A 24334-nucleotide genomic window follows, 5' to 3' on the forward strand; every position below is an offset into this window, starting at 1 on the left:
TGCTTTCAACCTTTCCCTATTCAATTCAGCTTAAGATCGTTCATCAAGTCACAAAATAAAGCCATCCTTTTCTCGGCAGCGAGTGGCAGCTGCTCGTTGCGAAAGGAGGTGTTTTGGATTAAGTGAAAGAATGTCAGGCAGAATTCTAAGTGTTGAGTGATGAAGCTGGATGATATGTCTATGATGGTTAAGAGTTTTACTATGATGCGGGGTTGATTCAGCTCTTGGGAGTGGTCGGTGACGAAGGTGAAGAGCTCTCTTTGTTCTGCTTCATCTTCCAGGACGGCCCTGAAGAGTCTGTTTGTTTCCTGAATTGCTTTGTTTACTTGTGACACTTTATTTCCTCCTGCAGTTTCTATCCCTATGATAGTGAGTATTTCCAGCGGCTAGGATATGGCTACATTTTACATATTTTATTATAACAGTAAAAATTTTGAAATTAAACAACTTACTCATTCACACGAAAAAGAGTGCAGCCCTGGGGCTGCACTCTCAATAATCAGCTGGCGCTCCAAATCGCGTCTGCCCATTCCGGATGATCGATGAATGGGTTGCGGTTGTGCTGCCATTTTTCAAATATTACGTTGTTGCGATGGCGTTCGAATTCGTCGACTGGATCCTGCTCGTTCCACTGCAGCAGGGTCGACAGCTTGCCATGGAGCGGTTTTGGCGAGTTGTTCACGGTATTCGCGAGTTCAAGATCGATCTCGCCGTCTCCTTCATAGCGTACTGCCATGTAAAACAGCATTCTGGCAATGTCGCCTTTGACCCGGTTTGGCGGCTCCCATGAATCGGAATCATAATAGCACTGTGTGCATTCGGAATGCTGTTTGCCGCCGTTATCGAAGTCCAGGTTGCCTCTTGTGCTGTTGACCGAGGCATCGGTCGGGCGCAGGTGATGGAGATCGGTGCCCGGGCCGACGGTGGTGCCAAAGTCGCCATGTGACTTGGCCCACACATGCTCGCGGTTCCAGTCATCCGCACCTGACCCAAAGGCCGATTTCGCCTGAGAACGTCCGGTATATAACAAAATGACATTATTCGGGTTATTCGGATCTTCATCTGTATCTTTGATGGCTTCGGTAATCTGTGAGTACGTAAGCTTTGTCTGCGGCTTAATGATGCTGTGGAGCGCAGCCTTCAGGGCCGCGCCTGTCTTGCCCTCGGCATTCTGATAATAGCCGCCCGCCTCTCCAGCCTTCACCACAGTAAGCGTGAACTCACCCTTCGCCTCTGCCTTGCCGTCGCTCGCTGTTACCGTCACCCGGACGGTTCCTTCCTGTCCGGTCGGAAGTGTGAGCACTGCACCGCTCAAGTTTCCGGCTGTGCTGGTAAACGTAAGCTGGTCTCCGTCCGCATCCTGGAAATGCTTTTTCAAATCAATGACCGCTGACTCCCCGAGCCCGGCTGTCTTATCTGCAAAAGGGACGCCGAGTACGGGCGCTGTATTTTTCTTAGGAAGAAGCGGAGACACTACTTCATCTCCGTTTTTGTTGTAAAAAGTGATGCCTGTAATGTCAGAGCCTTTTTCAATCTTCCACGATTGAATGTTCTCCGCACCCCAGATTTCGGTGATCTTGCTGCTGTCGATTACCACTTCCTTCACTTCAGCGCTGCTGAAATTGAAGGCGGCTTCCTTGCCGGTCGGATCCAGCACAACAACCGTATTCTTCAGGCCTTCCCCATCAAGTGTGGTAGTTTTCTTCAGATGCAAACCATTTGTAACCATAGACGCTGCATCAAGGGAAATCCAGGAATCCTGCGCCGCAACCGTCCACTGCTTGGCCACAAAGCGCTTCAGGTCCAGACGCTTCCCGTCCTTAGCCGGCGGCAGCTTTTCTTCACCTGCTGGGGTGGTCTGAATGATAACCGGATCATGGTCGCTCGCACGGCCGTGTTCCTCCATAAAGCCGGAGTTGATATGGACGATATCTACTTTCGTTGCTGGGGCAATATTGTTGGATACAAGAATATGATCCAGCACCTGGGCATTGCCCTGATAGGAGTATGAGTAACGGTCCTCGGCCGGCACTTTCTCGATCATATTGGTCAGCTCATTGCCCTTCAGCGTTTTCAGCGGGTTGGAGAATTCAAAATCGTTGAAGTCCCCAAGCAGGATAAGGTTCGCATCCGGATCCTTCGATTTCACATCTTTAACGAACCCGTTCACGATGCCTGCGATCTTCATCCGCTGCACCTCACTGCCGAGTACAGGAGGTTGCACTTTACCAAACAGCGGAGTGTCCCCGCCCTTGGAGTTGAAATGGTTGGCAACCACAATCACGCTTCGACCCTTGAAGCTGAATTGTGCGGCCAGCGGCTTGCGACTTGACTGGAATGCCGGGTTCGTTGGATCAATGCGGCCCGGATTCAGTGTCAGCTTATGATTTTCAAAGCCGACAGCCTCTGTCGCAGTTCCCTTTGTGCCCGGAGCGAGCGTCACCCGGTCTGCTTTATAAAGGAAGCCAACACGGATGTTTCCTCCTGGGGCACCGCCGTCCTTATTATTTTCAGGAGCGATATCGGTATAGCTGTACGCTGCCCCGCCAAGCTCCTTGATTTTGTTGATCAATGTAGCAAAGCTTTCGCCAGCGTCTGTATTGCCGCTGTTCGTCTCTCCATCATTATCCTGCATTTCGGTCAGGCCGATGATGTCGGGCTGATTCAAATTGGATACAATCGCCTGCGCAAGCTTCGTTACCTTCGCGTCCGCATCCTGGGCTGAAAAGTTTTCTACATTATAAGAAGCAACAGTCAGCTTCTTATTGTCCGCACTGATGGACGTTGTTTCACGCTCGTTTCCGCCTTCGACAAACTGCGGAAGCTCTGCCTTGTCACTCAGGACTTTATAGGCGCTGAATCCGTAGCTGACTACGCCCCCAATGGAACCTTTGAAACGGTCGCCCATCTTGGCCACAAATTTCTCGTCATTAATATCGATTGTGATTCGCTCTGGATTATAATCCATCTCTGTAATGCGAAGGCCTCCGCCGCTCGTGTTCGTTTCCATATTGCCGGGAATCACCACAAGCTCTCCATACCGCTGAGGCGCTACAATCTTCGCATCATCGACTTCCACAAGCATGCCTTCCAGGCTTTCATAAAAATCAATGCCGTCTTCAACAGGATCAAATTCTTTCAAGCCGTCATTATCAATCACTTCTGTTGGAAGTGTCCGGTCAACGCCTAGCTTGACCGCTTTCGGCAAGGCTTGTCCGCTTCCTGTTTTAGTGATTACAGAAGCATTGATTTCTGTAACTGGCAGGTCTGTCTGCTGCTTTTCAGCATAGCCCTCCAGAACAAATTCCTTCACCACTCCACTCACGCTTACTGCATCACCCGTCTGCAGACCATGCGCTTTTTTATAAACCAGAATACCTTCTGAGGTTTTATCATCAGCATCCGGCTTTGGATCCTGCATGTAAAAGTTATTTGCATCCACAATCTTCGTCACGATTCCCGCGACATTCGGAACATTGAAGAAATCATACAGGGAGTAATGCCCCGCACCCTGGATATCATGAATACGGATCTCATCCTTCTGAAGGACATAATTGAATACAGCCGCCGCGCTGTCCGTCAGGCCTGCCTTTACGGCGATTGCCTTGATCACCGTATCCCGGCTGATCACAATCGGCCCCTCATAGACCGGGCTGTCAGCTTTCGGCTCACTGCCGTCGGTTGTATAATGAATCACCGCACCCTGTGTTCTCGTGCTGAGCGCAACCTTTCCGCCCGCCGGAATCAAACCGGAGCCAGGATTGGCTGTGACCGGCTGAACTCTGCTCGCATCCTGAATGATATCGGCCGCATCACGCGGAATCAGCTGATACACTCCTTTATAAGCACCAAGCACACCCGTGATTTCATCATAAGCAGTACCGGCCGCAAGCAGGGAAGCATCCTGCGGGCGGATCTGGAACGTTACACCTAATGCATCCTTGGCGGTAAAAGTGCCGCTTGCCAGGGATTCCACACTAACCTTTTTAACGGTAAGGAGTTTTCCTTCATTCTCTTCTTTAAAATCTCCCGCAGACGCAACCTGTGCCTGGGGTACTTCACCATGTCCGGTTACCGTAACATCCGCTGCCTTCACCTCAAGCTCCAGCAGGGAATTATAATCAGCGAGCTTCCCGGAAGCCTGCACCCGGTCGCCCTGTGTCAGGTTCAAATTGGAACCATACAGCACGAGTCCCGCCGTCTCATCCTGAATGTAAACCGTCGAACCAAATACCGCTGTAACCACACCTGCCGTCACAGCCGAACTGCCGACTGGCAGCTGGCGCACATCAGCGATGGATTTTACAGATGCAACGGTATACGTAAATTCCGCCGCATCACTGTCCTGCAGCCCATCTTTGACCGCAATCGCCTTGATGACTGTATCTCTTTCTATTTTAATGGGATCCGAATATAGAGTGCTGCCCTTGCCAGGCGCTGAACCGTCCGTTGTATAATAAACTTGAGCTCCGTCTGTACCTGTTGTAAGGCTGACCAGCGTCCCCGCCGCCACAGCACCAGAACCAGGAGCCGCCGTGACTGCTTCCGCCTTGTTCACGTCTCCAGCTTCCACAAAATGATAAGCCGTCGGATTCTTCAAGCCGGCTGTCGCAAAATACGCTTCAAGCGCACCGGTAATCTGCACCTTCTTGCCCAGATTATCCGGATTCGCCTTCAGATTCAAGTCCGTCCGGATCGCACCGGAAGGCAGCTGAACCGGAATGATCTTCGTCCGGTCCGTCTCATCCGGCTTATCAGCAAGCGCCAGATTCGTATCAGCCGTAAAAGGCCCCGAATGCTTATAGGTAATCGATGTTCCAGAACCGCCATTCACGGTTCCCACAATATATCCTTCAACAGTTGCCGTTCCCGAATTATTCGCAATCGCATCTGCCACCGATATCGTACCAGCCGCATCCGCCTTCAGCCCAAACGGAACAAAAAAACTAACAACCATCGCCAAAATCAAACTCAGATTCAAAGCTCTCTTCCACCCACGTTTTCGCATCCCACAATCCCTCTCACATATAATTTTTCCAAAAGCGAGATCCTTCACGATATCCTGCCACTCTACCTGGTCATGCATCCACTCCTGTTCCGTTCATGCTGTATAAGTAACTGATAACTTCATTAAATCACAAAATTGTTAAATAATTGGTAAGGTTATGTAAAGTCAGGAAGAGAGCACTATGACATTTTTTAGGAAATGGTACATTAGTCGGGATAGCGTTCCATATAAAAAAGGGAAGCACCTTTAACAGCGCTTCCCCCCATCTACTATTTCAAGCTCTTTTCTAAAAATTCATATTCAGCATTCTTAATTAACAGAAATAAGATGCTGGGTCCAGAGGATCCCCCATGAAACAAACCAAATAGCAAGGGGGATAAGCAGACTTTTAACTGCCTGTACCGATTGGAAAGTTGTTTCCCGCCTTTGCAGCAGCCGATCCGTAACAAAAAACAAAATAGCTGCACCTAAACTGTAGGGAAGAAACACAAGCCCAAACCCGATATGAAGAATTCCGGAAACCACAAATTCCAGCTTCCTGCTTCCGCTTTTCTTCAAGAAATACTGTCCCGCCTTATCACTTATAATAGAAGTAACCACCCCATAAATCAGAATAACAGGAAAGCTATACATCACATAAACCCAAATCATCGTAGAAACAGAATAAAAATAAAGAGGCTCCGCAGAATTTCGCAGAAAAAACCCTAATAATATAGCAAATAAAACCCCGGAAATAGAAGCGGATACAACTTTTCTTGGCAGCATTTTTTGGCCTCCATATATAATGAAACTTTTATTTAAATAAGGATAAGCAATAGGGTAAGACCCCGAAGACGAGGAGGCTCTGACCGCCCGCCCCGCTCCAACTGATTACACTGGATGGAAAACAACTACTATATCCAAACACATGAAATATTATTTTCTTTTGTAAAAATAAGTTTAGTTCCTGAAGCGTTGGATATAAAGAACTTGGTAAATTAATGGTAGATTAAGGTACTACTTATAGTATCCACGATGGTAACCGAAATGGTCAATACACCATTTTACAATATTTGAAAAGGTTAACCGGTGAATAATATGCGCATGGTATCTCCAGCAAATCTGCATCCAGGAATGGTTATTTGCTCCCCCTGGTCATTAGTATAGTAGTAGGAACCCACCATTCATTTGGCGGGTTCTTGGTTTATTTCACCTTTTTTCAGCCGAGAGATGTGAGCACACCCTCATCTTAATAATTACCCTATTTCAGCAGGATATTAAATGCCTGACATGGAATAAAGCAATGGCATTGTTATTCACCACGTCCATGCTGAATATATATCTAACAATCAGCTGCAAATGTTTTCTGTGGAAAAGGGGCGGAGCTGCATGTATCAAACGGCCTAACAACTATGGGTAAAAATCATTTATCTTGCTGCATTCCTGCCTGCGCCTTACTCCGCTCCACCGCCTTGTTGTGTTTGTTCCTGCGCTGGTACAGGTTCTTTCCATGCAGGGGCTGCGAGCAGAAAACTCATGTTGATTTATGAGGTGATGAATGAAATGAAAAAGGTTATAACATTGCTTGTACTACTTTGCTTCCATCTGGCGGGCTGTATCCATTCAAACCGTGAAGAAGTATCCACCAAACCAAGGAACAATAGTAAAGAGGAGCAAAGGGTGCCAAAGCCGGATTTAAAACCCCCAAGCCCCAAACCCACCCCCGCTCCACCCCCATCACAGCCAAAGGAAGAGCTTTTCGAATACAACGGACCCATCGAGCACATCTTTTTTCATCCCCTTATTGTATATCCAGAATTAGCTTTTGACGGGGATGCCATGGCTAAGGGGTATGATGATTATTTTGTGACTGTTAAAGAATTCAAGAAAATGATTGATTCCTTGTACCGAAAAAACTATGTGCTTATAAAAATGGCTGACCTCTTTCAAGAGCAGACAATCAATGGAAAAGTTACGTTAACACAGAAGAAACTAAAGCTGCCTAAAAACAAAAAACCCTTAATCCTCTCCGTGGATGACCTAAATTACTATCAATATATGAAAGAAAACGGAAATGCGTATAAATTGCTAATCGATCAGGAAGGTGAACTTGCTTCCTATACTAAAGATAAAAATGGAGCTGAAAGCATCTCCCGAGACCTGGAAATCGTTCCAATCCTCAATACTTTCGTGAAGGAGCATCCCGACTTTTCCTTTAACTCAGCAAAAGGAATCCTGGCCTTAACCGGCTATGAAGGCATACTCGGTTACCGTACTCACGAATTAACGAACGAACGTTATGCTCATGAAAAAAATGAAGCGAAAAAAGTGGTTGATAAATTAAAGGAAGACGGCTGGGAATTCGCCTCCCACGGGTATGGCCATTTGAATACAAAAAGAGTTGGCCTGCGCACGCTGAGTCATGATACGGAAAGATGGAAAAAAGAAGTAGAATCCCTCATTGGCAAAACCAATATCTATATCTACCCCTATGGAAGCAGTGTCTTGCCAGGAGATCCCAAATTTGAAGCGTTACAAGATGATGGATTTAATATCTTTTGCTCAGTAGGGCCGAATCCTTATCTATCCACTTCCACTCAATATGCCATGATGGACCGGGTGCATATCGACGGGATAGGGTTGAAACAGCAGAAAGAGATTATGGACCGGTTTTTTGATCGTGATGAGGTGATGGATTCTGTTCGGCCAAAGTAGATTAAAACATATAAACAATAATTAAAAGGCCCTGGCGGACGAATCCACCAGGGCCTTTAGTAAAGTCAGAGTTTACACTCTAGCTTTTATTATTTTGTTTCAACACTTACAACTGTAGAAGTTGCAGGTACTGTAGCTCCACGCTTAGTGAATGTGAAGATCAGGTTACCTTTGTCTCCAGCAGCAAGAGCTCTATCTAGTACACCGTAAGCAGGTGAAGTAGTGTTGAACCAAACGTTTGCAGCTGTGCTAGCAGCAACAGTGTTTAGAGCCGCGCCAGCAAATTGAGGATCCTTAGATACCGCAACTGTTCCAAGAACAACGTCAACTCCAGTAGTGAAGTCTGCATCGTCATTTACATCAAGGTACAATGTATTTTCAGCAGTAGATCCGCCGCTAGTGAATTCGTTGATACGTACTTTAGAAGAAGTAGTCTTAGTTAGACCAACACCGGAAACGATGTCATCTCCTGCAACATTAGTAATTGTTAATACGTCACGTGGAGTTACTACTTTTCCTACTGTAGAAAGGACGCCTGGGTTCTTCCAAGTGATGTCAGATACAGAAACAGTAGTGTCTGATACCGTTACATCGAAGTAAGCAACGTCAATTCCGTTAGCATTTTTCAATACCAGCTTAGTAGAACCAGTGATCTTACCAGTTACAACAACGTTTTCAACATCGCCAGACACAACTGTCAGGTCAGCAACGCGAGAATCTTGTACACTTAGAGTGTAACCTTCTAGAGTAGCAGTTGCAGCATTAGCAACAGGTGTACCGTCAAGAGTCTTAACGTATCCACCAGAAGTTGTGTACTGGTTAACTTTTACTTTAGTAGATTTAAGAGCTGCAGATCCTAGGTCAAGAGCGCTTCTTGTAGATTCGATCTTAGTAGAAGCTACCACAGACTCACCAGTTACAACTACGTCGAATTGAGCAAGAGTTGCTCCATCAACTTTCAGGTAAACTGGGAATGTACCAGTATCAGTTCCAGCAGCGAATGAAATGCTTCCGTTTCCGTTTGCACCCACTACTAATTCTGCTGCATCAGCAGTAGCTAGTGAAGAAGCTTCAGCAACAACTGCGTCGCCAGTAGCTACAGCGATAGGATCACCGTATTGGTCTTTTGCAGATACAGCAACATTTACAGTTGCGCCTTTAACAACATTGTAAGAAGATTTAGCCGGAGTCAGCTTGCTTACAGTACGTGCAGCTCCGCTTACAGTGATTGTCTTAGTATAAGTTTGAAGACCTGATTTGATTGTAAGTGTAGTTGTACCAGGTGCAACTGGAGTGATAACTCCACTAGTGCTCACTGTAGCTACGCCTACGTTAGAAGATGAATATTCGAATCCGCCAGTAGCAAAGATTGAATCTCCAGAGTTGGATAGAACATCTGTAACTTTAGCAGTTTCGCCAACTACGATAGTTGAGCTGTTCATATCGAAATCATCGCCAGTTGCAGTTGTTTTAGCATCGTTAGTCAGGACGATAGAACCGATTGGCGGTGTATCGTTAAAGTTCTTAACTTGGATGTTCTGCCAAGCTGAAGAGTAAACTTCTCCACCTTTTGTAAGAACAACTTTTACGTTGAATGAACCGTTGTTCACAACATCTACATCAGCAGCGTCGATTTCTCCGGTTGCAGAAGTCAGTGAATTTCCAGTGAAGATTGATTTGTCAGCTTGGAATTCAACAGAATAGCCAGCAACATTCTTCAGGAAGTCAAGATCAGCAGGAGCGCCGTTTACGTTGAACTTGATTTCTTGGCCAGCAGCATCGTCATCTACTTGAGTAGTGAAGACTGATACTGAAGATACCGCAAAGCCGAATGCTAATTTGTATTCTTTACCAGCAACAGTTACGTTGTACTCGCGGTTAAGACCAAGGTTTGAACCAAGAGTTACAGTAGCAGATTTGCCATCAGCAGAAGCTGTTACTGAAGAAACAGAGTTTCCTTCAACAGTTACGTCAGCTGCTTTAAGGTTGTTCAGGTAAAGACCTGAGATTGTAAGTGTTTTAGCAGAAGATACCGCTACGTTTGTTACTTGTGCAGTAGCAAGGTAAGCTTTCAGCTTAGCTTCAGCTGGAGCAGCATAGTTCTTAAGAAGAAGGTTGCGCTCTGTGTAGCCGTAGATTGTAGCAACGACTGATTTGAAAGCAGCGATTTTGCTTTGAAGCAATGCTTTGTTTGTTTCGTTTTCAGCAGCATCGAAAGCTACAGCTTGTTTCTTAACTGCAGCAGCAGCGTACATAGCTTTTACGTAGCTTACTGCGTATTTTACTTTGCTGTCTTCTTTTTTAAGAAGAGTGTAGTAAGCAGTTTTGTTTTTGCCGCCTTTAGCTTTGATCAGGTTGTAGGCAGTAGCGTGAAGCTTTTTAGCTGCATCGATTTCTTTTTGTACAACTGATGCTGGAGGAGTTAGTCCTGCAAGACCAGCTTGGTAGTAAGCGTTGAATGCTTTAAGCTGTTGCTTGTTAGAAGCATCGATCGCTTTTTTGATTTGAGCATCTACAGATGTAGCTGCTTGAGATACTGGTGCTACTGCTGCGAATGCAGAAGCTGCGATTGCAGTAGCTGTTGCAAGTTTAATAGCTTTCTTTTTACTCATTTGGTAGACGTTCTCCCTTCGATTATGAAAAGTGTGCATTGGAATTATGTATTTGGTAAAAATAAAAACCCCAACACTTACAAACCTATGTGACTTTCGAACTAACCGTTCGTGCTTACCCTTCAAATAAGCCCTTCCAACTAGAACGAAATATTACCAGGATTATCTTGGTTGTTTCACCAAAATGTTCCTGTAAACCTATAATAATACAATTAATTAGCAATTTCTAGCTTTTTTTTACACTTTTTCCATTACTAATCTTAGTAAAGATTACCAATTATTCTTTCATTTGTAAATAACTAATTTTCTGAGTCTTTTCGCTTATTTGGATATAGAGGTAAAATCATCCTTTTAATAGTCATATAGTTGGTCATGCTTGCGGCTTATACATTAGTACCTCTATTCCATAATTTCCATCTTATGTATGAGCGAAAATGCATCACCCTTTCCCTCTTTTGGTAACTGGTAAACTCTCTCGTAAAATTCAAACATGAGTTTTTCACTCACAACCCTTACATGGAAAGGAACCTGGGCAAAAGCAGGAATAAACACAATAAGGCGGTGGAGCGGAGTAGAGTGCGGGCATGAATGCCAGCAAGATAATTGATGTTCACCTATCTGCCCGAAGCCTATTGATCCATTCAGCTCCGCCCCTTTTCCACAAAAAAAAAGAGCCGCATCCATTGTATGCGGCTCTCCCCTTATTATTTCCTCTTTATTTTACACCTGCCACATAATTCCCATGAACATAAGCAGATCCTTTACCAAATTTGATTTTGTACCAGGATCCGGTTCTGGATAGGATGGTGACGGTATTGTTCTTTTTCAGGCTGCCGACGATTTTTCCGTTAGTGGATGCCTGTGCCCGGACATTAAGGCTGGCTGATGCTTTGCCTGTCTGGGTCTTGCTGTATTTGTATACGGCTGTGCCCTTGTTATTGCTGCTGTCTGTGGCTGTGATCGTAAAGCTGTATGTGCCTGCTGCCGCTTTGGCTGCGCTCCAGGTTCTGGCCTGTGCGCCTGCCTTCTGCTGCGCGCCATTCACAAGGGTCGTGACAACCTTGCCCTTTTCATCCTTTATCTGAACCGTCACCTTGGAAGCTTCGCTTAGGGTGTAGCTCAGTGAGACGAGCTTTGTTTTAGAATTTTCTACAGCCTTGATGCTCTTGATGGCTGGCGCTTCTGTATCCTTTGGCTTGCTGAGTGTGAACGGGATGTTCAGTTCGCTCTCGTTTCCTTCAGCATCGGCTGCTTTGATGTAAAAGAGATATTTTCCATTGGCCGCCTTGGCTGCATACCAGGAAGCCCACTGAGTCCCTGCTTCCTTGGCAGCGTCTTTATTGTAAGTGGAAATCACTTTCCCCCTGATGTCTTTTACCTGGACAGTGACGACAGCTGCTTCGCTTAAGTTATAGCGGAAAAATACTTTTCCAGCCTTGGCGTCATAGGAGTTGCTTGTATCAGACACACTTGGTGCCTCGGCATCTTTCTTGATCAATTGGAACGAAACGGCCGCTGCGGCTTTATTGGCGCTTCCGTCCACTGCTTCTATTGCGAACGTATATGTGCCATTGCCGGCATGGGCTGGATTCCATGTGAATCTCTTTGTTCCTTTATCTGTTTGCACTCCGTCTGCCAGCACGGCGAGCACGGCGCCTCCTTCATCCTTTACCTTGACGGTCAGCTTTGCAGCTTCATCCATGGCAAAGCCGAGGGCGGCTGTTTCATTATCATAAGTTGCTGTGACAGAGCTGATGACCGGTGCAGTCTGGTCCTTTGGCGGCTCCGGGACTGCCGGGGCCGGCGGAACAGGAACCGTGATGACCGGTGCCGGATCTGCATCGGCCGAGCCAGTCTGGCCCGCCGGGGTGTAGGCGGTGATCAGTGTTGTACCCTTATAGTAGAAACTCAGGATTTTATCGTAGGTTACTCCCAGATCGCCCGCTTTCTTCGCGCCATATTGGCTCATCCCGACGCCATGGCCATAGCCGGCACCGGTGATGGTAAATTTATCTCCCGTGGAGTCCTGTGTGTTCACAAGATAGCTTTTCATCAAGTCCAAACCGAAGATGGCTCTGATCGCTGAGGCGTTGGCACCTTTCTTTTCGATGCGGTTTTCTACTGCCTTGCCTCCGGATTTGGTTAGGTATGTGATGGTGATATCGCCTTTTGTCACCCTTCCGCCTGTCCCGGTTCCATAAAGAGACAGTACTGGTATACCAGTGATTCTGACATCACTTCCATAGCCGTTTGATGCAAGCCAGGTCTTGATATTCTTAATTTCAGTTGTTTGTTCTGCTTCTTTTACAGAAGGCCACCAGGCATCTGCATTGGCGAGGTCCAGTGCTGCCGTGTCAATCTGCTTCTTTTGAATGCTGAGTGTCCATGGAGTCTTCGGATCATAAGAATCATTCTGGACGGTTAAGTACGCCCTTGGCGTCCCGCCCCATACATTGGAGTTTGTTTCTGTTTTCCCGCCGTTGCTTGAAGTGAAGAAAGCATCGGAGCCGATGGATGTGCCGTTATAGGCAATAACCTTCCCCTTAGTCGCATCGACAGCCTGGGTGGCGTTCGGATGCCATGCATAGCCGCCATACACCTGCTTGCTGATCGTGTCATCTGGCGTGCTGTTCACATAGCCCATTGCATAGGTCCTGGCAGCGACTGCCTGCGCCTTCAGTGCTTCTTGATTCCATAAAGCAGGCATTTCTGCAGGAACAACGCCCTTCAGATAGTCTTCCATCCCGATTGCATTGATCGGGCGGACATAGCCGCTTTCATAGGTAAAATTCATGCTTCCAAGATAGGAGCGGCCGTTGATGGAAATGGGACCCTTTCCTGTACCAGGTACAGCTTCTATGGAAGTGCTGCGCCCAAGCTCCGTTGTTCCTTTTAAAAGGATGATGCTACCGCCGGACGCTTTGACTGTATAGGTATCATTCGCATTCAGCTTGACACCGATATTGGTAGAGTAGGAAACCTCGGGCACCACTGAAATCGAAGTTTTATTGCCGAGATAGTTTTTCAGTTTAACATGCATGACAGGCTCTGCTGAAGCCGCCTTTGCCGAAAGAATAGGGAGCGTGGAAACAACAAGAACAAAAACAAGGACAAGGAACAGAAACTTATGCAGCGATTTCACTCATTTTCCCCTTTTCTATTAATATACTCATTTCCAGATAATATTTAATAACCCAATATTATCCTAAAGGAATCAGCTGTTCAATAAGATTTATAGTTATATAGATATGAAAGCCGGCTTCTTTCTTTTTCTATCGGAACCGTTTATCTGGTTCTTCATAGTTCTTTATGAGTATAAAAATAGATTAGAGGTATTACTATTTTCCATCTGTTACTTTATATTCCAGTTATGTAGGTGGATGCGTTCAGAACATCGTAGATTTGTGGCGCGGCTGGCTATTTTTTGCTTCTCCGCCTTGTTTTTTGAATAAAAAGATCCATTTTTCTTTCAGCAGCGGTATCCATGGAGGGTTAAATGCCCGTTACTAGCCAAACCGAGACCTTTACTAGCCGAAATCTTGATTTACTCGCCATACTGGCTGGCTTACTCGCCGAAAATAGCATTTACTCGCCGATATTGAAATTTACTAGCCAAACCGGAGCATTTACTCGCGAAATCGACTACTGGAATGCCCCCGGCCACCCGCGGCTAAAAGGCACAACAAAGCCCGGGGAAACTAGTACTCTCCCCGGGCATGGTGTATCACTTTTTATAAATATTCTTCACCTTATCCACTACATGCTTGCTTCCGCCTTTTTTCTCGACGCCTTCGACGACCATGGCAAGGAGGAGGCTTGGGTTTTCGGTGTCAGTGACGACGAACCAGCCGTTCTCGGTTCCTTTTTCACCCTGCTTCTGTTTGATCTCGGCGGTGCCTGTTTTGCCCGCGAGCGGGATCTTCAGGGAAGCGGCGGAGTGCCCGGTGCCGCGCGGATGATCGATAACGCCCTTCATCATCTTAAGAACTGAGTCTGCGGTTTCCGGCTTGATGACTTTTTCCTTCCATACCTTCCCTTTATCCGGATCATTCAGGAGCAGGGACGGTTTGATCAGGTTCCCTTCATTGAGGAAAGGAGTGTATGCCGCTGCGAGCTGCAGGGTGCTGGACTGAACCTGGCCCTGGCCGTAGCCGCTGTCGGCAAGGAGAACGTCTGATTCGAGCGAACCGATCTTGGCATCTGGAATCGGATAGCTGTACGGCATCTCCTCATCATAGCCGAATTTTTTGGCGCCATCTATAAACTTTTCCTTGCCGAGCTGAAGTGCCTGCTGGGCAAAGTAGATGTTGTCGGAATAAATCATGGCGTCTGTCATGTTGACCGGCTTCCCGTAATCATGAACACGGGTGACAAAATATTTGCCCCAGCTTTTGTCCTTCTGCCACTTCAGTCCGCTCACATTCATTGTTTTACCCGCATCCACCCCGTTCTCAAGGGCAATGGCCGCGGTCAGCGGCTTCATGGTCGAACCGGGCGCATACAGCGAGCTGAACCGGTTCAGGGAAGGATTCTTCGGATTGTTCGCGATCGCTTCCCGTTCTTCTTTTGAAATGCCGAGCACAAATTTGTTCGGATCAAAGGAAGGGCTGCTGACAAGCGCCAGTGTTTCTCCTGTTTTCGGGTGAAGCGCTGCCGCGGAGCCCGCATCTCCCTTGTACTGGGAGAAAATCTTCTTCTGCAGGTTTCCGTCGATTGTGAGCTGGATTTTTTCGCCTGACTCGGCTGCCTTTTCCTTCAGCACCCGCTCTTCGCCGTCCTTATTCACGATCACAATTTTCGCACCCGGCTTTCCGCGCAGCTCGTCCTGATAGAGCTCCTCAAGACCGCGCTTGCCGATTACGTCATTTGCGGTATAGCCTTTGTCCTTCAGTTTCTCCAGATCCTCTGCTGTGGCTGTACCGATATAGCCGGTAAGATGCGCGGCTGCGTCCTTCAGCGGATAGACACGTGAGGTTTTTTCATTTACATAGACGGACGGAATGGAGTCAAGCTCCTGGGCGAGCGCCATCTGATCTCCCGGGATGCTCTTGATCGGCACGCCATATTCCGGCTTGACCCAGTCCTGATTCAGCTTCGCTTCAATTTCTGCCTTCGAGAGCTTCAATAACCCTGAGGCCCTCTTCAGGATGGCTTCCTTATCTTTCATTTCGCCTGGGACCATGCTGATTTCATATACCTCAGAATTGATGGCAAGCCCCTTGCCATTGCGGTCAAATATTTCGCCGCGGACAGCAGGCAGGTCCTGGACCGAGATCTTCTCCCCTTTTTTCAGGCCGGGGACGATGAGACCGGGATTCCAGTTTACATACCAGTTTGATTCCTTTTCACGTTCCTCTTTATTCAGCTGCATTTTTTCCCCGAAACTGATTTCACCGGCTGTGGTGTCCATTGTGACCGAAATCGGAAGGGAGACCTTCTTGGCATCTCCATGATCCTTTTCTTCCTTCGGTTTATTGTAGGTTACCTTAAGATCTTTTGCGCCGATTCCTTCATATATCTTCTTATAGCGCTCCGTGAATTCTTTTTTGCTGATTTCCTTCTTTGCAGGCTTGGAGAGATAATCATACATCTTGCCCCACTCCTGTTTATTCCAAAGATCTGCGTATTTGTCCAGGCGGTCCTCAGGCTTCGGTTCATTGCTGCAGGCACCAAGGAGCAGCAGAAGCGTGAAGCCGAGTGCCAGCTTTATGTATTTCATTAGAAAACCTCCTATCAAGTTTTTAAGAAAGTAAGCTATTTAACCTAGTTCCTCCCGGCATAAAATCTATACATTGTCGGGTACTCCAGCCAGTCGCCTTATAGTTTAATAGAAAGGAGGCATAGAACATCAACAATAGGGAGGATTACATTTGAAAAAATTTAAACTGATACTGATCGGACTTGCCCTTTTACTTTCAGCCCTGTCCGTAAGCGGCAAAGCCGAAGCGGCAGCACCCATCGTAAACCCTTACAAGACGTACACCTTCTCCAATATGATTACAGACATTTACAAGCTGAAAAATGCTTATCCCGGCCTTGTCCAGGTAAAGGTGATCGGCAAATCCGAGTTCGGCCGCAATATTTATGCAGTGGGACTCGGCAAGGGGAAAGCCCAGGCCTTCATCAATGGCTCACATCATGCCCGTGAATGGCTGACAACCAACCTGAACATGTACATGATCGATAAATATGCCTCTGCTTACGTAAACGGAAGCAGCATCAAGGGCTATAATGCACGGTCTGTGCTGAATGCCTCCACCCTCTGGTTCGTGCCGATGGTGAATCCCGACGGAGTCACCCTGCAGCAGAAGGGCCTGACGGCATTTCCAGCTTCCTACCATTCTACTTTAATCAAAATGAACGGCGGAAGCAAAAATTTCAAACGCTGGAAGTCAAACGCCAAGGGCGTAGACCTGAACCGCCAGTATGATGCCAAATGGGCAGGCACAGACAGCCCGTCCGCTCCGTATTACCGCGATTACAAAGGCACGGCGCCTCATACCGCAAAAGAAGTGAAGGCGGTCCTGAGCCTTGTGAATTCAAAGGATTTTGATATGGCATTATCTTACCATACCAGCGGACAAATTCTATTTTGGAATTATGAACAATCCGGTACAAGAAAGACCCGCGACTATAATCTGGCGAAAAAGCTGAACAGTCTGACCGGCTACCGCTTGTACACGCCGACTGACTTCTCAAATGCCGCCGGCTTCAGCGACTGGTTCTCACGGAAAAAGCTGAGAACGGCATTTACAGTCGAGATTTCTCCTTATTACACTGAAACCAACCCGCCTGTCTCAGAATTCAGCGGTGTCTGGACAGAAAACCAGGCTGGAGGGCTGTTTGCGGGATATGAGAGTGCGAAGCTCTACACGGCACGAATGGATGCCAAGGCAGCCGACCTGAAAACAAAGCTGACTTCCCTGCGCGATTCAGCCGGCAAGCTGAAAAGCTATTATTATACGAATGTAACCACCACGGGCGCCCTGAAGAAGGATCCTGCCTTCATGGATCTGTACACCCGGACGAAGAGCACGATTGCGTCCCTGCAAAAGATATATTCTTCCCTTCCGTCCAAGAATCAGGCAGAATTAAAGCCGCTTTTTGATGAGAGCAAGCGTCATGTCTATTATTCTGCTAAATTCATCAAGGGAATCTATGCGGGCGAACAGGCGAAGCTCCTGAGCACGCAGCAGGACACCAAGCTCACCGGAGGGGTAATCGATGCCGCGCTTCACCGCCAGACAGCCGTCGCTGTATCAAACGCGAAAAAGGCACAGTCTGAAATGTACGGCACACTTGTACGGCAATTATACGGAACAAAATACACAAACCCTGCCTACAAAATCTATGCAGGCAGCAAATTCGCCCTGGACCGCAGCAACCTGCTCACAGAAGCAGGAAAACTCGAAGCCGCCGGCAGCCACAAAGCCGCCGACACACTCATTGCCCAATACGACGAACTCAACAAACAGTCCTACCGCTTCAAGCTCTACCCTGCCATCGAAACCAGGCTCGCCGCCAAGCGCGCCCAATTCTAGGGGGACAGTCCCCTATTTCCCAAACCGCTGATCCCTTATGGACAGCGGTTTTTTGGCGTTTTTTCGGGGGACAGTCCCCCATTTCCCAGTATGCTAGTCCCGGAGTTTGGAGTATAATGGAAGATATTACAATCAAGGAGGATATGGATGTTGAAGAGTAGTAGATTGATACAGTTTGTTTTGCCGCTTCTTCTATTGTTTGCCCTGTCAGGACGGGCGGAAGCAGCGACCGCGCCTGGCGCCATTGTGGATGATGCTTATAAGGCTGCCAAGCTGCTGGATTATTACAGTTCAGGAGCCGGAGCCACCGGGAAGATGGTCCCCGCTTATTATCTGAACCGCGCACAGGACAAGTACACAGCGGCCTTAAAGAAATTAACCGCCGCACAGGAAAAGACTTATAAAAACAAGCTGAGTGCAGCAAATACCTATATTAATAGAGGAAAGCTGTTCATCGCAGGCGTTAAAGGGGGACAATCGGCAGCGGCTGTGCGTCTCAAGCTTGAAAACAGCGTAAAATCCGGAAAGGCGGATCCGGCCATTCTGATCCTGCTTGATTCTGAAATCAAGAAGCAATCAGCCGCCATCCAGAAAATTTATTCATCCACCGCAGAAGCGCGCGTATATTCCCTCTATATCAAACCGGCAAAAACCACACTATCCTCTTACTCCAAAGCCCTTGCCGTCAAAAAGAATTTAATAGAAGCAAATAAGTACAAAGCTACCGCCGCAGACTATTTTACCGGCTATTATAAAGGAGCGATGACGGGAATCCTCGACGTGCCGCAGGCCGCCATGCAGAGTGCCCTGCAAAAGGAATTCGAGAAGCTTACAGCTGCCATAGCCGCGAAGCCTAAGAAGGAACCGCTTAAAACTTATTATGAAGCAGAAATTCTTATGGAAAAGCTGGGAGCACTCATTAAGCCGGGCATTTCAGGCGCTGAAGTGCCAAAAACTTATGATCTGCTCGGGATGAAAATCAGCTCCTCCGGATTTACGGCGGCTGAGAAAGCTAAATTAAAGACAAAACGCGAAAAACTCATGAAGCCGCTTCGGCTCACGCCTAAAGAAGTCAAGACAAAGCTGACAAAAAAGGCGCTTAATATGGGGGTTCCGCCTGAAATCGTGAAGGCTATTGCTTTTACTGAAAACTCCAGCTTTCGCCAATTCACCGAAAATGGCGATGTGTACAAAAGTCCGGATAACGGCTATGGAATTACACAGCTGACTCCTCCTTCTGTTACAGACAAAAGCTATGACTGGGATCGAGTAAAATATGATATCGATTATAATATTGAATCAGGGATTGATCTTCTCGTGAATAAATGGAACTATTCCGGCACGGTCATCCCTGAAGTGAACCGTCATGTGCCGATGGTCCTTGAGGATTGGTATTTCACCCTCATGGCTTACAACGGGATCGCCAAGCGCAATAACCCAAATGACAGTCCTGTTGAAAGCACCTATCAGATGAAGGTGTATCATGCCATCAACCAATTGGCCCAGGTCAGCACCGATTACCTGGCACCCCGCCAGGTGAAGCTCGTCAAGCATCCAGACACGGAAATGTGGTATTTCGATGACTTGACGCCGCAGTTCACAGAACAAGCGACTCCCTCCACCCAAATGGTCCTGAAGGATGAAGAATTTACATTCAAACAAAGCACCACCTTCAGGAGCTCCCCTGCTGCATCCGGGACCAAAACCATCATGCCGGCAGGGACTGAAGTGAAAGTCCTGGAAGCTTCCATTGAGGATGAAAATCCTTACAATCTGTATAACTGGTACAAGGTGCAGATTCCCCGCCAGAACAAGATTTGGTATGTAGCGTCCCAGAATTTCATTAAATAAAAAATCGCCCTTCTCAGGTTCGAGAGGGGCTTTCGTTATGTGTGGATATAGGTTCATTGATGGGGGTCTGTACCATGATGGGGCGGTTCTTCTGCCGGGGCTTTGGAAGGGCGATTATCCTGAAGGAACTGTTTGATTTCCGCAAGGGACAGACCTAGGCGCCTGGCTTCACAGAATAGTTCTATCCATTCTGCATCCAAATCCTTTACTGTAACCATGTTCATTCATTTTTCTCCTTCATGCGGCAGCCCAGCCGTCCTGCCCGGAAGCGAGGACCTGCGGCTTTGCGTCCCTATCTTTCAATAGGTTTGCATTTCACTCAGATTCCCTAGTGGTTTACCCGGCCCAAATCAGTGAATAACCCGATCTGACGGAATATTTATCTACAAATTCCGACTTTTGACGCAGTTTATGTTGTAAAAAAAGAGCCTTTATAGGACTTTCCCCATAAATGCTCTTTTTCATTTATTTTACTGCCAGAGCGCGTTTGCCCATGGCATTGTAGATGCTTGAAAACTTGGATTTAGACATTTTGACGTTCTTTTGGCGTGATTCGCTGTCATTGAAGTACACATAATTGGAATCAAAGCCGGTGACTACGATGCAGTGCAGCGGACGGGCTGCGTTGATGATTTTGCCTTTTGGCGTTTTCCAGGTACGCTTTGTCGGCATTTCATGGCTGATCGTGAACCAGGCCAGGACCGGACGGCCAAGCGCCACCTGCTTTTCAATTTCCGAGTAGGATTTTCCTGTCAGATTGATGCCTCCTGAGCGGTATTGATCAAGCACGCGCTTAAGCGGGCCAGGGTTGATCGTATAGCCATTGCCAAACGGCGAGCCGACGAAGCCTACATCCGGGTCGCCCCAGATGCGGATGCTGCCATCTGCGTTTCGTACGAGTTTGGTAGAATCATAGGGCATTTTTTTTGCAATGGTGGTCTTGCCGACCTTCACGCCGTAATAATTAAGGGCCATGGTCAGCGCTGTCGCCTCACAGCCGCTTGGAAGCTCCGGACGCTGGTAAACCAGCGGCACATTCAGCCGTTTAGACGCTGTTACAGAACCGGTAGTCACATACTGACCGCTCACATAGCCTGTCTTCCCGTTAAAGGATATGCGGTACCAGCCGTTCGTTTCCTTGCGGATGACCTTCAGGACGGTTCCGTTTGTGAGGGAGCCGAGCGTTGCATACTTTGTCCCCGGACCAGATCTGACGTTAAGTGTGGTTCCCACCTTGACGCGGTACGTGACGCTTGTTGTGCCTATTTTCACATACTGTCCGCTTACATAGCCGGTTTTTCCTTTATAGGAAATCTTGTACCAGCCGCTGCTTAGCTTTGTGACTACACTGATTGAAGCACCACGCGGCAGGCTTCCGATTTTTGCATATTTTGTCCCGGGACCGCTTCTTACATTCAAGCTGGAAGCATTGACTGTATAAGTTGTGGCCGCCTGCACTTCTGCCGGCTTGTCCGATATGATGCCGCTGTAGGGGCTAAAGATTCCGGTTGCAAGGATGGATGATACGACTACGGTCTTGGCCGCTTTTTTTAAAAGTGATGTAGATTTCACGTTTGAGAGTTTCATAGATTGTCGCCTCCGCTATGTAGTTAGTATTTTAGATCTTGACTCTGGTTCCGGCGAGCGGGCTTCGGCTGCCTTCTTCATCTATGTAATACACCGCAATATATGCTCCCGGCTCAAGCATGCCGGCATATACTTTATACTGCCTGGATGCGCCAAGCTTGATCTGTTTTTTCACTCCGGTGTCGGTCGTGACATATACCATGCTGTTGCTTGGGGCGGTTCCCCTTATGTATGGATCATGAGCGGATGCCGGGAATATAATCGGCGGCCGGGGATTTGGTGCCGGCCCGACAATGCTTGAAGTTACGCTTTTTATATGATTCTGTGTAGATGCTGCCGTTATTTCCGCGCCATCCATCAGTGCGTTTGACGGCTTAAAGATAAATTCCCCTGTGCTGCGGTTATGGCTCTGGAGCTGAAGCGGTGTGCCTCCGGCTGTTGCCGTCACCTCTCCCCTGGATGTCCCTGAAAGTGTTCTGTCTTTCGCATTGACCGGCTGTAGAACAGGCGGCTGGTAGGTCACAGCAAGCTTTTGTTTTAACCCGCTGTCATATTGGATGTGGACATGGAGCTCGGTTCCCGGGGTGATATCTTTTATGGTGAACGGAAAGGAAAAGGTTGAATTCTCGGCCCAGAGGCTGCTGCCGAGCATAATGGTTCCGTCATCGACTTTGATCTGGCCCTTTCCCTTGATGCTGCCCTTCAGATGGTTCGGGGCAATCTCAAGGATCGCTGTGTTCTCGTTGGTCCCGGCCCATGCCTTCTTTTCTGGGATGAAAGCTAAAAAAAGAATCACAATAAGAAGGGGCATGGCAGCCATTTTTAAGCGCTTCATTATTTCTCTCCTTTGGAAAAGGGGCGGAGCTGCATGGATTAAAAGGCTTCCTGCAGACGGATGCGCACATCATGCATTTTCCTGGCATTCTTAGTGAGTCTTGTTCCGCTCCACCGCCTTATTGTGTTTGTTCCTGCTCTTCTCTGTGTTCTTTTCCATGCATGGATTGTGAGAGAAAACTCATGTTGATTTTGTGTGAAAAAGGGGCGGAGCTGCAGAATTGAAAGAGGGTTTGAACATCATTTATCTTCCGGTATTCCTATTGTGCCCAGCTCCGTATCCATCGCTGTATTATGTTTATTCCTGCACTTGGCCAGGTCCTATTCATGCATGGATTGCGAATTGAAAACTCATGGTTGTAATCCTGGTCAGTTTATATTCTATCCAAGATAGCCGCGGTCTTCATCTTTTCGACAAATTTCATCCTTTTTCCCTAGCTTCTCACGGGTATATTTTTCCTATGGAATCCGCATAAAATTTCCAAATTTACAAACGGTAAGGATATCTCTTTATGAAAAAGGATGAGTGCGAATGAAGCGGATGATCATGTTACCCATGACTATTGCCTTATTTTTCGGCGGGTTTTTTAGTCAAAAAGAAGCAGACGCAGCTCCAGTCAAAAAGCCGAAGAATTTCATCATGATGGTGATGGATGGCACGAATTCGGATGCGGTGACACTGGCGCGCTGGTATAAGGGGCGGCGGCTTGCCCTTGATGAGATCCTCTCCGGCGGCGTCCGGACCTACAGCTACCGCTCGGCCATCACGGACTCAGCGGCAGCGGGGACGGCGCTTGCCACGGGCAGGAAGACGATCGTGGATGCAATCGGAATGGCCCCGAAAAATGTATCGGGACAGCTGGCGCCAGGAACGAATGGCGGCCGGTTCGCCCCCCGGCAGGAGCTCCTGGAGAAAGATGTGACAGACGGCCTGGTTCCGGCTGCGTCCATTCTGGAGGCGGCAAAGAAAGCCGGCAAGGCGGCAGGGATCGTGTCAACCTCACCTGTCCAGCATGCGACCCCGGCTGCGTTTTCCGCCCATGTGGAGCACCGGGCAGATTTTGAAGACATCGCGGAACAGCAGGTGTATCAGGGAATCGACGTGGTGCTCGGCGGCGGGATGACATTCCTGCTTCCGGAGAACCGGCGTGATAAAGAAGATTTGGTGAAAACCATCTTCCAGAGCGGGTATGCCTACTCCGATAATAAAGCCATGATGAATCAGGCTACACCGGGGAAACTCTGGGGCTCGTTCGCTCCATGGGCAATCGCCAATGAGCTGGACCGCAAACAGTTCTTCCCGCAGCAGCCGAGCCTGGCTGACATGACGAAAAAGGCGCTCGGCTCGCTCAGCCGTGATAAGGATGGCTTCTTTCTCTTTGTGGAGGGCAGCAAGGTCGACTGGGCCGCCCATCAAAATGATCCGGCCGGCATGGTGAGTGAGATTCTGAGCTTTGATGCAGCTGTTAAGGAAGCCCTGAATTTTGCGAAGAAGGATGGCAATACCCTGGTGGTAGCAGTGACGGATCATGGAAACAGCGGGCTGACGATTGGGAACGGAAAAACGGATAAATCCTATGCAGTGAGCTCCCCTTCCACCTTCATCAAACCGTTGAAGAAAGCGAAGATGACACTTGAGGGTGCGATGTGGCTTCTGAAGAAGGACCGGTCGAACCTGCGTGAAGCGGCGGAAAAGTATGGGCTTGCCCCACTGTCTAAGGATGAGTGGAGAAGGCTGCGGAAGGCTGGCGGCGATGCCGCGCTCGAGAGGGAGATGGCCCGGATGCTTGCGAAACGCGCGAACCTTGGCTTCACGACTCATGGCCATACAGGCGAGGATGTGTTCCTGTATTCCTACGGCCCCGGACGGCCGTCAGGGCTGATCAACAATATTGATATCCCAAGGCTCGTGTCAGGCTACTGGGGCGTCGACCTCGATGCACTCAGCAGGGTTAAATACAAAGACGCCGAAGCCATGTACCTCGCGGCAGGCTACAAAGTGGGCATCGACGAAAGCAATGAGGCAAACCCCGTCCTCACAGCCAAAAAAGGCCAGGTCACACTCACCTACCCTGCCAACAAAAACTACCACTACCAAAACGGCAGGCTTACCAAACAAACCAGCCCCACCATCTACACCCGGGGCAGATTCTACGTGCAATGATGCTGGGAAATGGGGGACTGTCCCCCATTTCCGCAGACACCCA

At 48.0% G+C, this 24334-nt stretch carries 14 protein-coding genes and 1 riboswitch; of the genes, 4 read left to right on the forward strand and 10 right to left on the reverse strand.

Features of this window, described 5'->3' with window-relative positions; genetic code table 11:
* Positions 1-20 precede the first annotated feature (20 nt).
* The 3 genes from V1498_RS20770 to V1498_RS20780 all read right to left on the reverse strand — a co-directional run bounded on the left by V1498_RS20770 (position 21) and on the right by V1498_RS20780 (position 5773).
* A complete protein-coding gene (locus tag V1498_RS20770; protein ID WP_409295989.1) occupies positions 21-335 on the reverse strand; it encodes a hypothetical protein in 315 nt (104 codons plus the stop codon).
* A 164-nt stretch (positions 336-499) separates the two neighbouring features.
* Complete coding sequence (locus V1498_RS20775) at positions 500-4957, reverse strand: endonuclease (RefSeq protein ID WP_409299401.1); 4458 nt, start codon at positions 4955-4957, stop codon at positions 500-502.
* 360 nt (positions 4958-5317) lie between these two features.
* Positions 5318-5773, reverse strand: a complete 456-nt coding sequence (locus tag V1498_RS20780) for a hypothetical protein (protein ID WP_409295991.1) — start codon at positions 5771-5773, stop codon at positions 5318-5320.
* Positions 5774-6550: 777 nt separating this feature from the next.
* Between V1498_RS20780 and V1498_RS20785 the strand changes: the two genes are divergently transcribed.
* On the forward strand, positions 6551-7702 hold the full coding sequence (locus tag V1498_RS20785; protein ID WP_409295992.1) for a polysaccharide deacetylase family protein: 1152 nt from the start codon (positions 6551-6553) through the stop codon (positions 7700-7702).
* An 89-nt stretch (positions 7703-7791) separates the two neighbouring features.
* On the opposite strand, the gene V1498_RS20790 is transcribed toward V1498_RS20785, so the two are convergent.
* The 4 genes from V1498_RS20790 to V1498_RS20805 form a co-directional block, all read right to left on the reverse strand.
* A complete protein-coding gene (locus V1498_RS20790) occupies positions 7792-10314 on the reverse strand; it encodes a hypothetical protein (protein ID WP_409295994.1) in 2523 nt (840 codons plus the stop codon).
* Between the two features lie 399 nt (positions 10315-10713).
* A complete protein-coding gene (locus V1498_RS20795; RefSeq protein ID WP_409295996.1) occupies positions 10714-10998 on the reverse strand; it encodes a hypothetical protein in 285 nt (94 codons plus the stop codon).
* Between the two features lie 31 nt (positions 10999-11029).
* A complete protein-coding gene (locus V1498_RS20800; RefSeq protein ID WP_409295998.1) occupies positions 11030-13456 on the reverse strand; it encodes a SpoIID/LytB domain-containing protein in 2427 nt (808 codons plus the stop codon).
* Between the two features lie 582 nt (positions 13457-14038).
* Entirely contained in the window at positions 14039-16033 is a 1995-nt protein-coding gene (locus V1498_RS20805) for a penicillin-binding transpeptidase domain-containing protein (protein ID WP_409295999.1), read from the reverse strand.
* A gap of 151 nt (positions 16034-16184) precedes the next feature.
* On the opposite strand from V1498_RS20805, the gene V1498_RS20810 reads away from it, so the two are divergent.
* Positions 16185-17855, forward strand: a complete 1671-nt coding sequence (locus V1498_RS20810) for a M14 family zinc carboxypeptidase (RefSeq protein WP_409296001.1) — start codon at positions 16185-16187, stop codon at positions 17853-17855.
* Between the two features lie 147 nt (positions 17856-18002).
* Positions 18003-19706, forward strand: coding sequence for a transglycosylase SLT domain-containing protein (locus V1498_RS20815; protein WP_409296003.1), 1704 nt, complete (start codon positions 18003-18005; stop codon positions 19704-19706).
* Between the two features lie 53 nt (positions 19707-19759).
* Here the strand turns inward: V1498_RS20815 and V1498_RS20820 are convergent, their stop codons facing one another.
* The 3 genes from V1498_RS20820 to V1498_RS20830 form a co-directional block, all read right to left on the reverse strand.
* Positions 19760-19930, reverse strand: a complete 171-nt coding sequence (locus V1498_RS20820) for an anti-repressor SinI family protein (protein WP_409296005.1) — start codon at positions 19928-19930, stop codon at positions 19760-19762.
* A 16-nt stretch (positions 19931-19946) separates the two neighbouring features.
* A riboswitch (cyclic di-GMP riboswitch) is annotated at positions 19947-20029 on the reverse strand.
* Positions 20030-20171: 142 nt separating this feature from the next.
* Complete coding sequence (locus V1498_RS20825; protein WP_409296006.1) at positions 20172-21293, reverse strand: SH3 domain-containing protein; 1122 nt, start codon at positions 21291-21293, stop codon at positions 20172-20174.
* A 31-nt stretch (positions 21294-21324) separates the two neighbouring features.
* A complete protein-coding gene (locus V1498_RS20830; protein ID WP_409296008.1) occupies positions 21325-22128 on the reverse strand; it encodes a hypothetical protein in 804 nt (267 codons plus the stop codon).
* A 531-nt stretch (positions 22129-22659) separates the two neighbouring features.
* Between V1498_RS20830 and V1498_RS20835 the strand changes: the two genes are divergently transcribed.
* Positions 22660-24291 (forward strand): alkaline phosphatase, encoded by a 1632-nt coding sequence (locus V1498_RS20835; RefSeq protein WP_409296009.1) that lies wholly within the window; start codon positions 22660-22662, stop codon positions 24289-24291.
* Positions 24292-24334 lie beyond the last annotated feature (43 nt).

This window comes from Paraperibacillus marinus (assembly GCF_046237605.1).
GTDB classification, from domain to species: Bacteria; Bacillota; Bacilli; order Bacillales; family DSM-1321; genus Paraperibacillus; species Paraperibacillus marinus.

What these genes read in the sequence shown, in the direction of transcription:
- V1498_RS20820 (WP_409296005.1), bottom strand. Translation starts at nt 19,930, where the DNA reads ATGAACATGGTTACAGTAAAGGATTTGGATGCAGAATGGATAGAACTA.
- V1498_RS20830 (WP_409296008.1), bottom strand. Translation starts at nt 22,128, where the DNA reads ATGAAGCGCTTAAAAATGGCTGCCATGCCCCTTCTTATTGTGATTCTT.
- V1498_RS20835 (WP_409296009.1), top strand. Translation starts at nt 22,660, where the DNA reads ATGAAGCGGATGATCATGTTACCCATGACTATTGCCTTATTTTTCGGC.
- V1498_RS20785 (WP_409295992.1), top strand. Translation starts at nt 6,551, where the DNA reads ATGAAAAAGGTTATAACATTGCTTGTACTACTTTGCTTCCATCTGGCG.
- V1498_RS20775 (WP_409299401.1), bottom strand. Translation starts at nt 4,957, where the DNA reads ATGGTTGTTAGTTTTTTTGTTCCGTTTGGGCTGAAGGCGGATGCGGCT.
- V1498_RS20805 (WP_409295999.1), bottom strand. Translation starts at nt 16,033, where the DNA reads ATGAAATACATAAAGCTGGCACTCGGCTTCACGCTTCTGCTGCTCCTT.
- V1498_RS20825 (WP_409296006.1), bottom strand. Translation starts at nt 21,293, where the DNA reads ATGAAACTCTCAAACGTGAAATCTACATCACTTTTAAAAAAAGCGGCC.
- V1498_RS20815 (WP_409296003.1), top strand. Translation starts at nt 18,003, where the DNA reads ATGTTGAAGAGTAGTAGATTGATACAGTTTGTTTTGCCGCTTCTTCTA.
- V1498_RS20795 (WP_409295996.1), bottom strand. Translation starts at nt 10,998, where the DNA reads ATGGATGCGGCTCTTTTTTTTTGTGGAAAAGGGGCGGAGCTGAATGGA.
- V1498_RS20790 (WP_409295994.1), bottom strand. Translation starts at nt 10,314, where the DNA reads ATGAGTAAAAAGAAAGCTATTAAACTTGCAACAGCTACTGCAATCGCA.
- V1498_RS20780 (WP_409295991.1), bottom strand. Translation starts at nt 5,773, where the DNA reads ATGCTGCCAAGAAAAGTTGTATCCGCTTCTATTTCCGGGGTTTTATTT.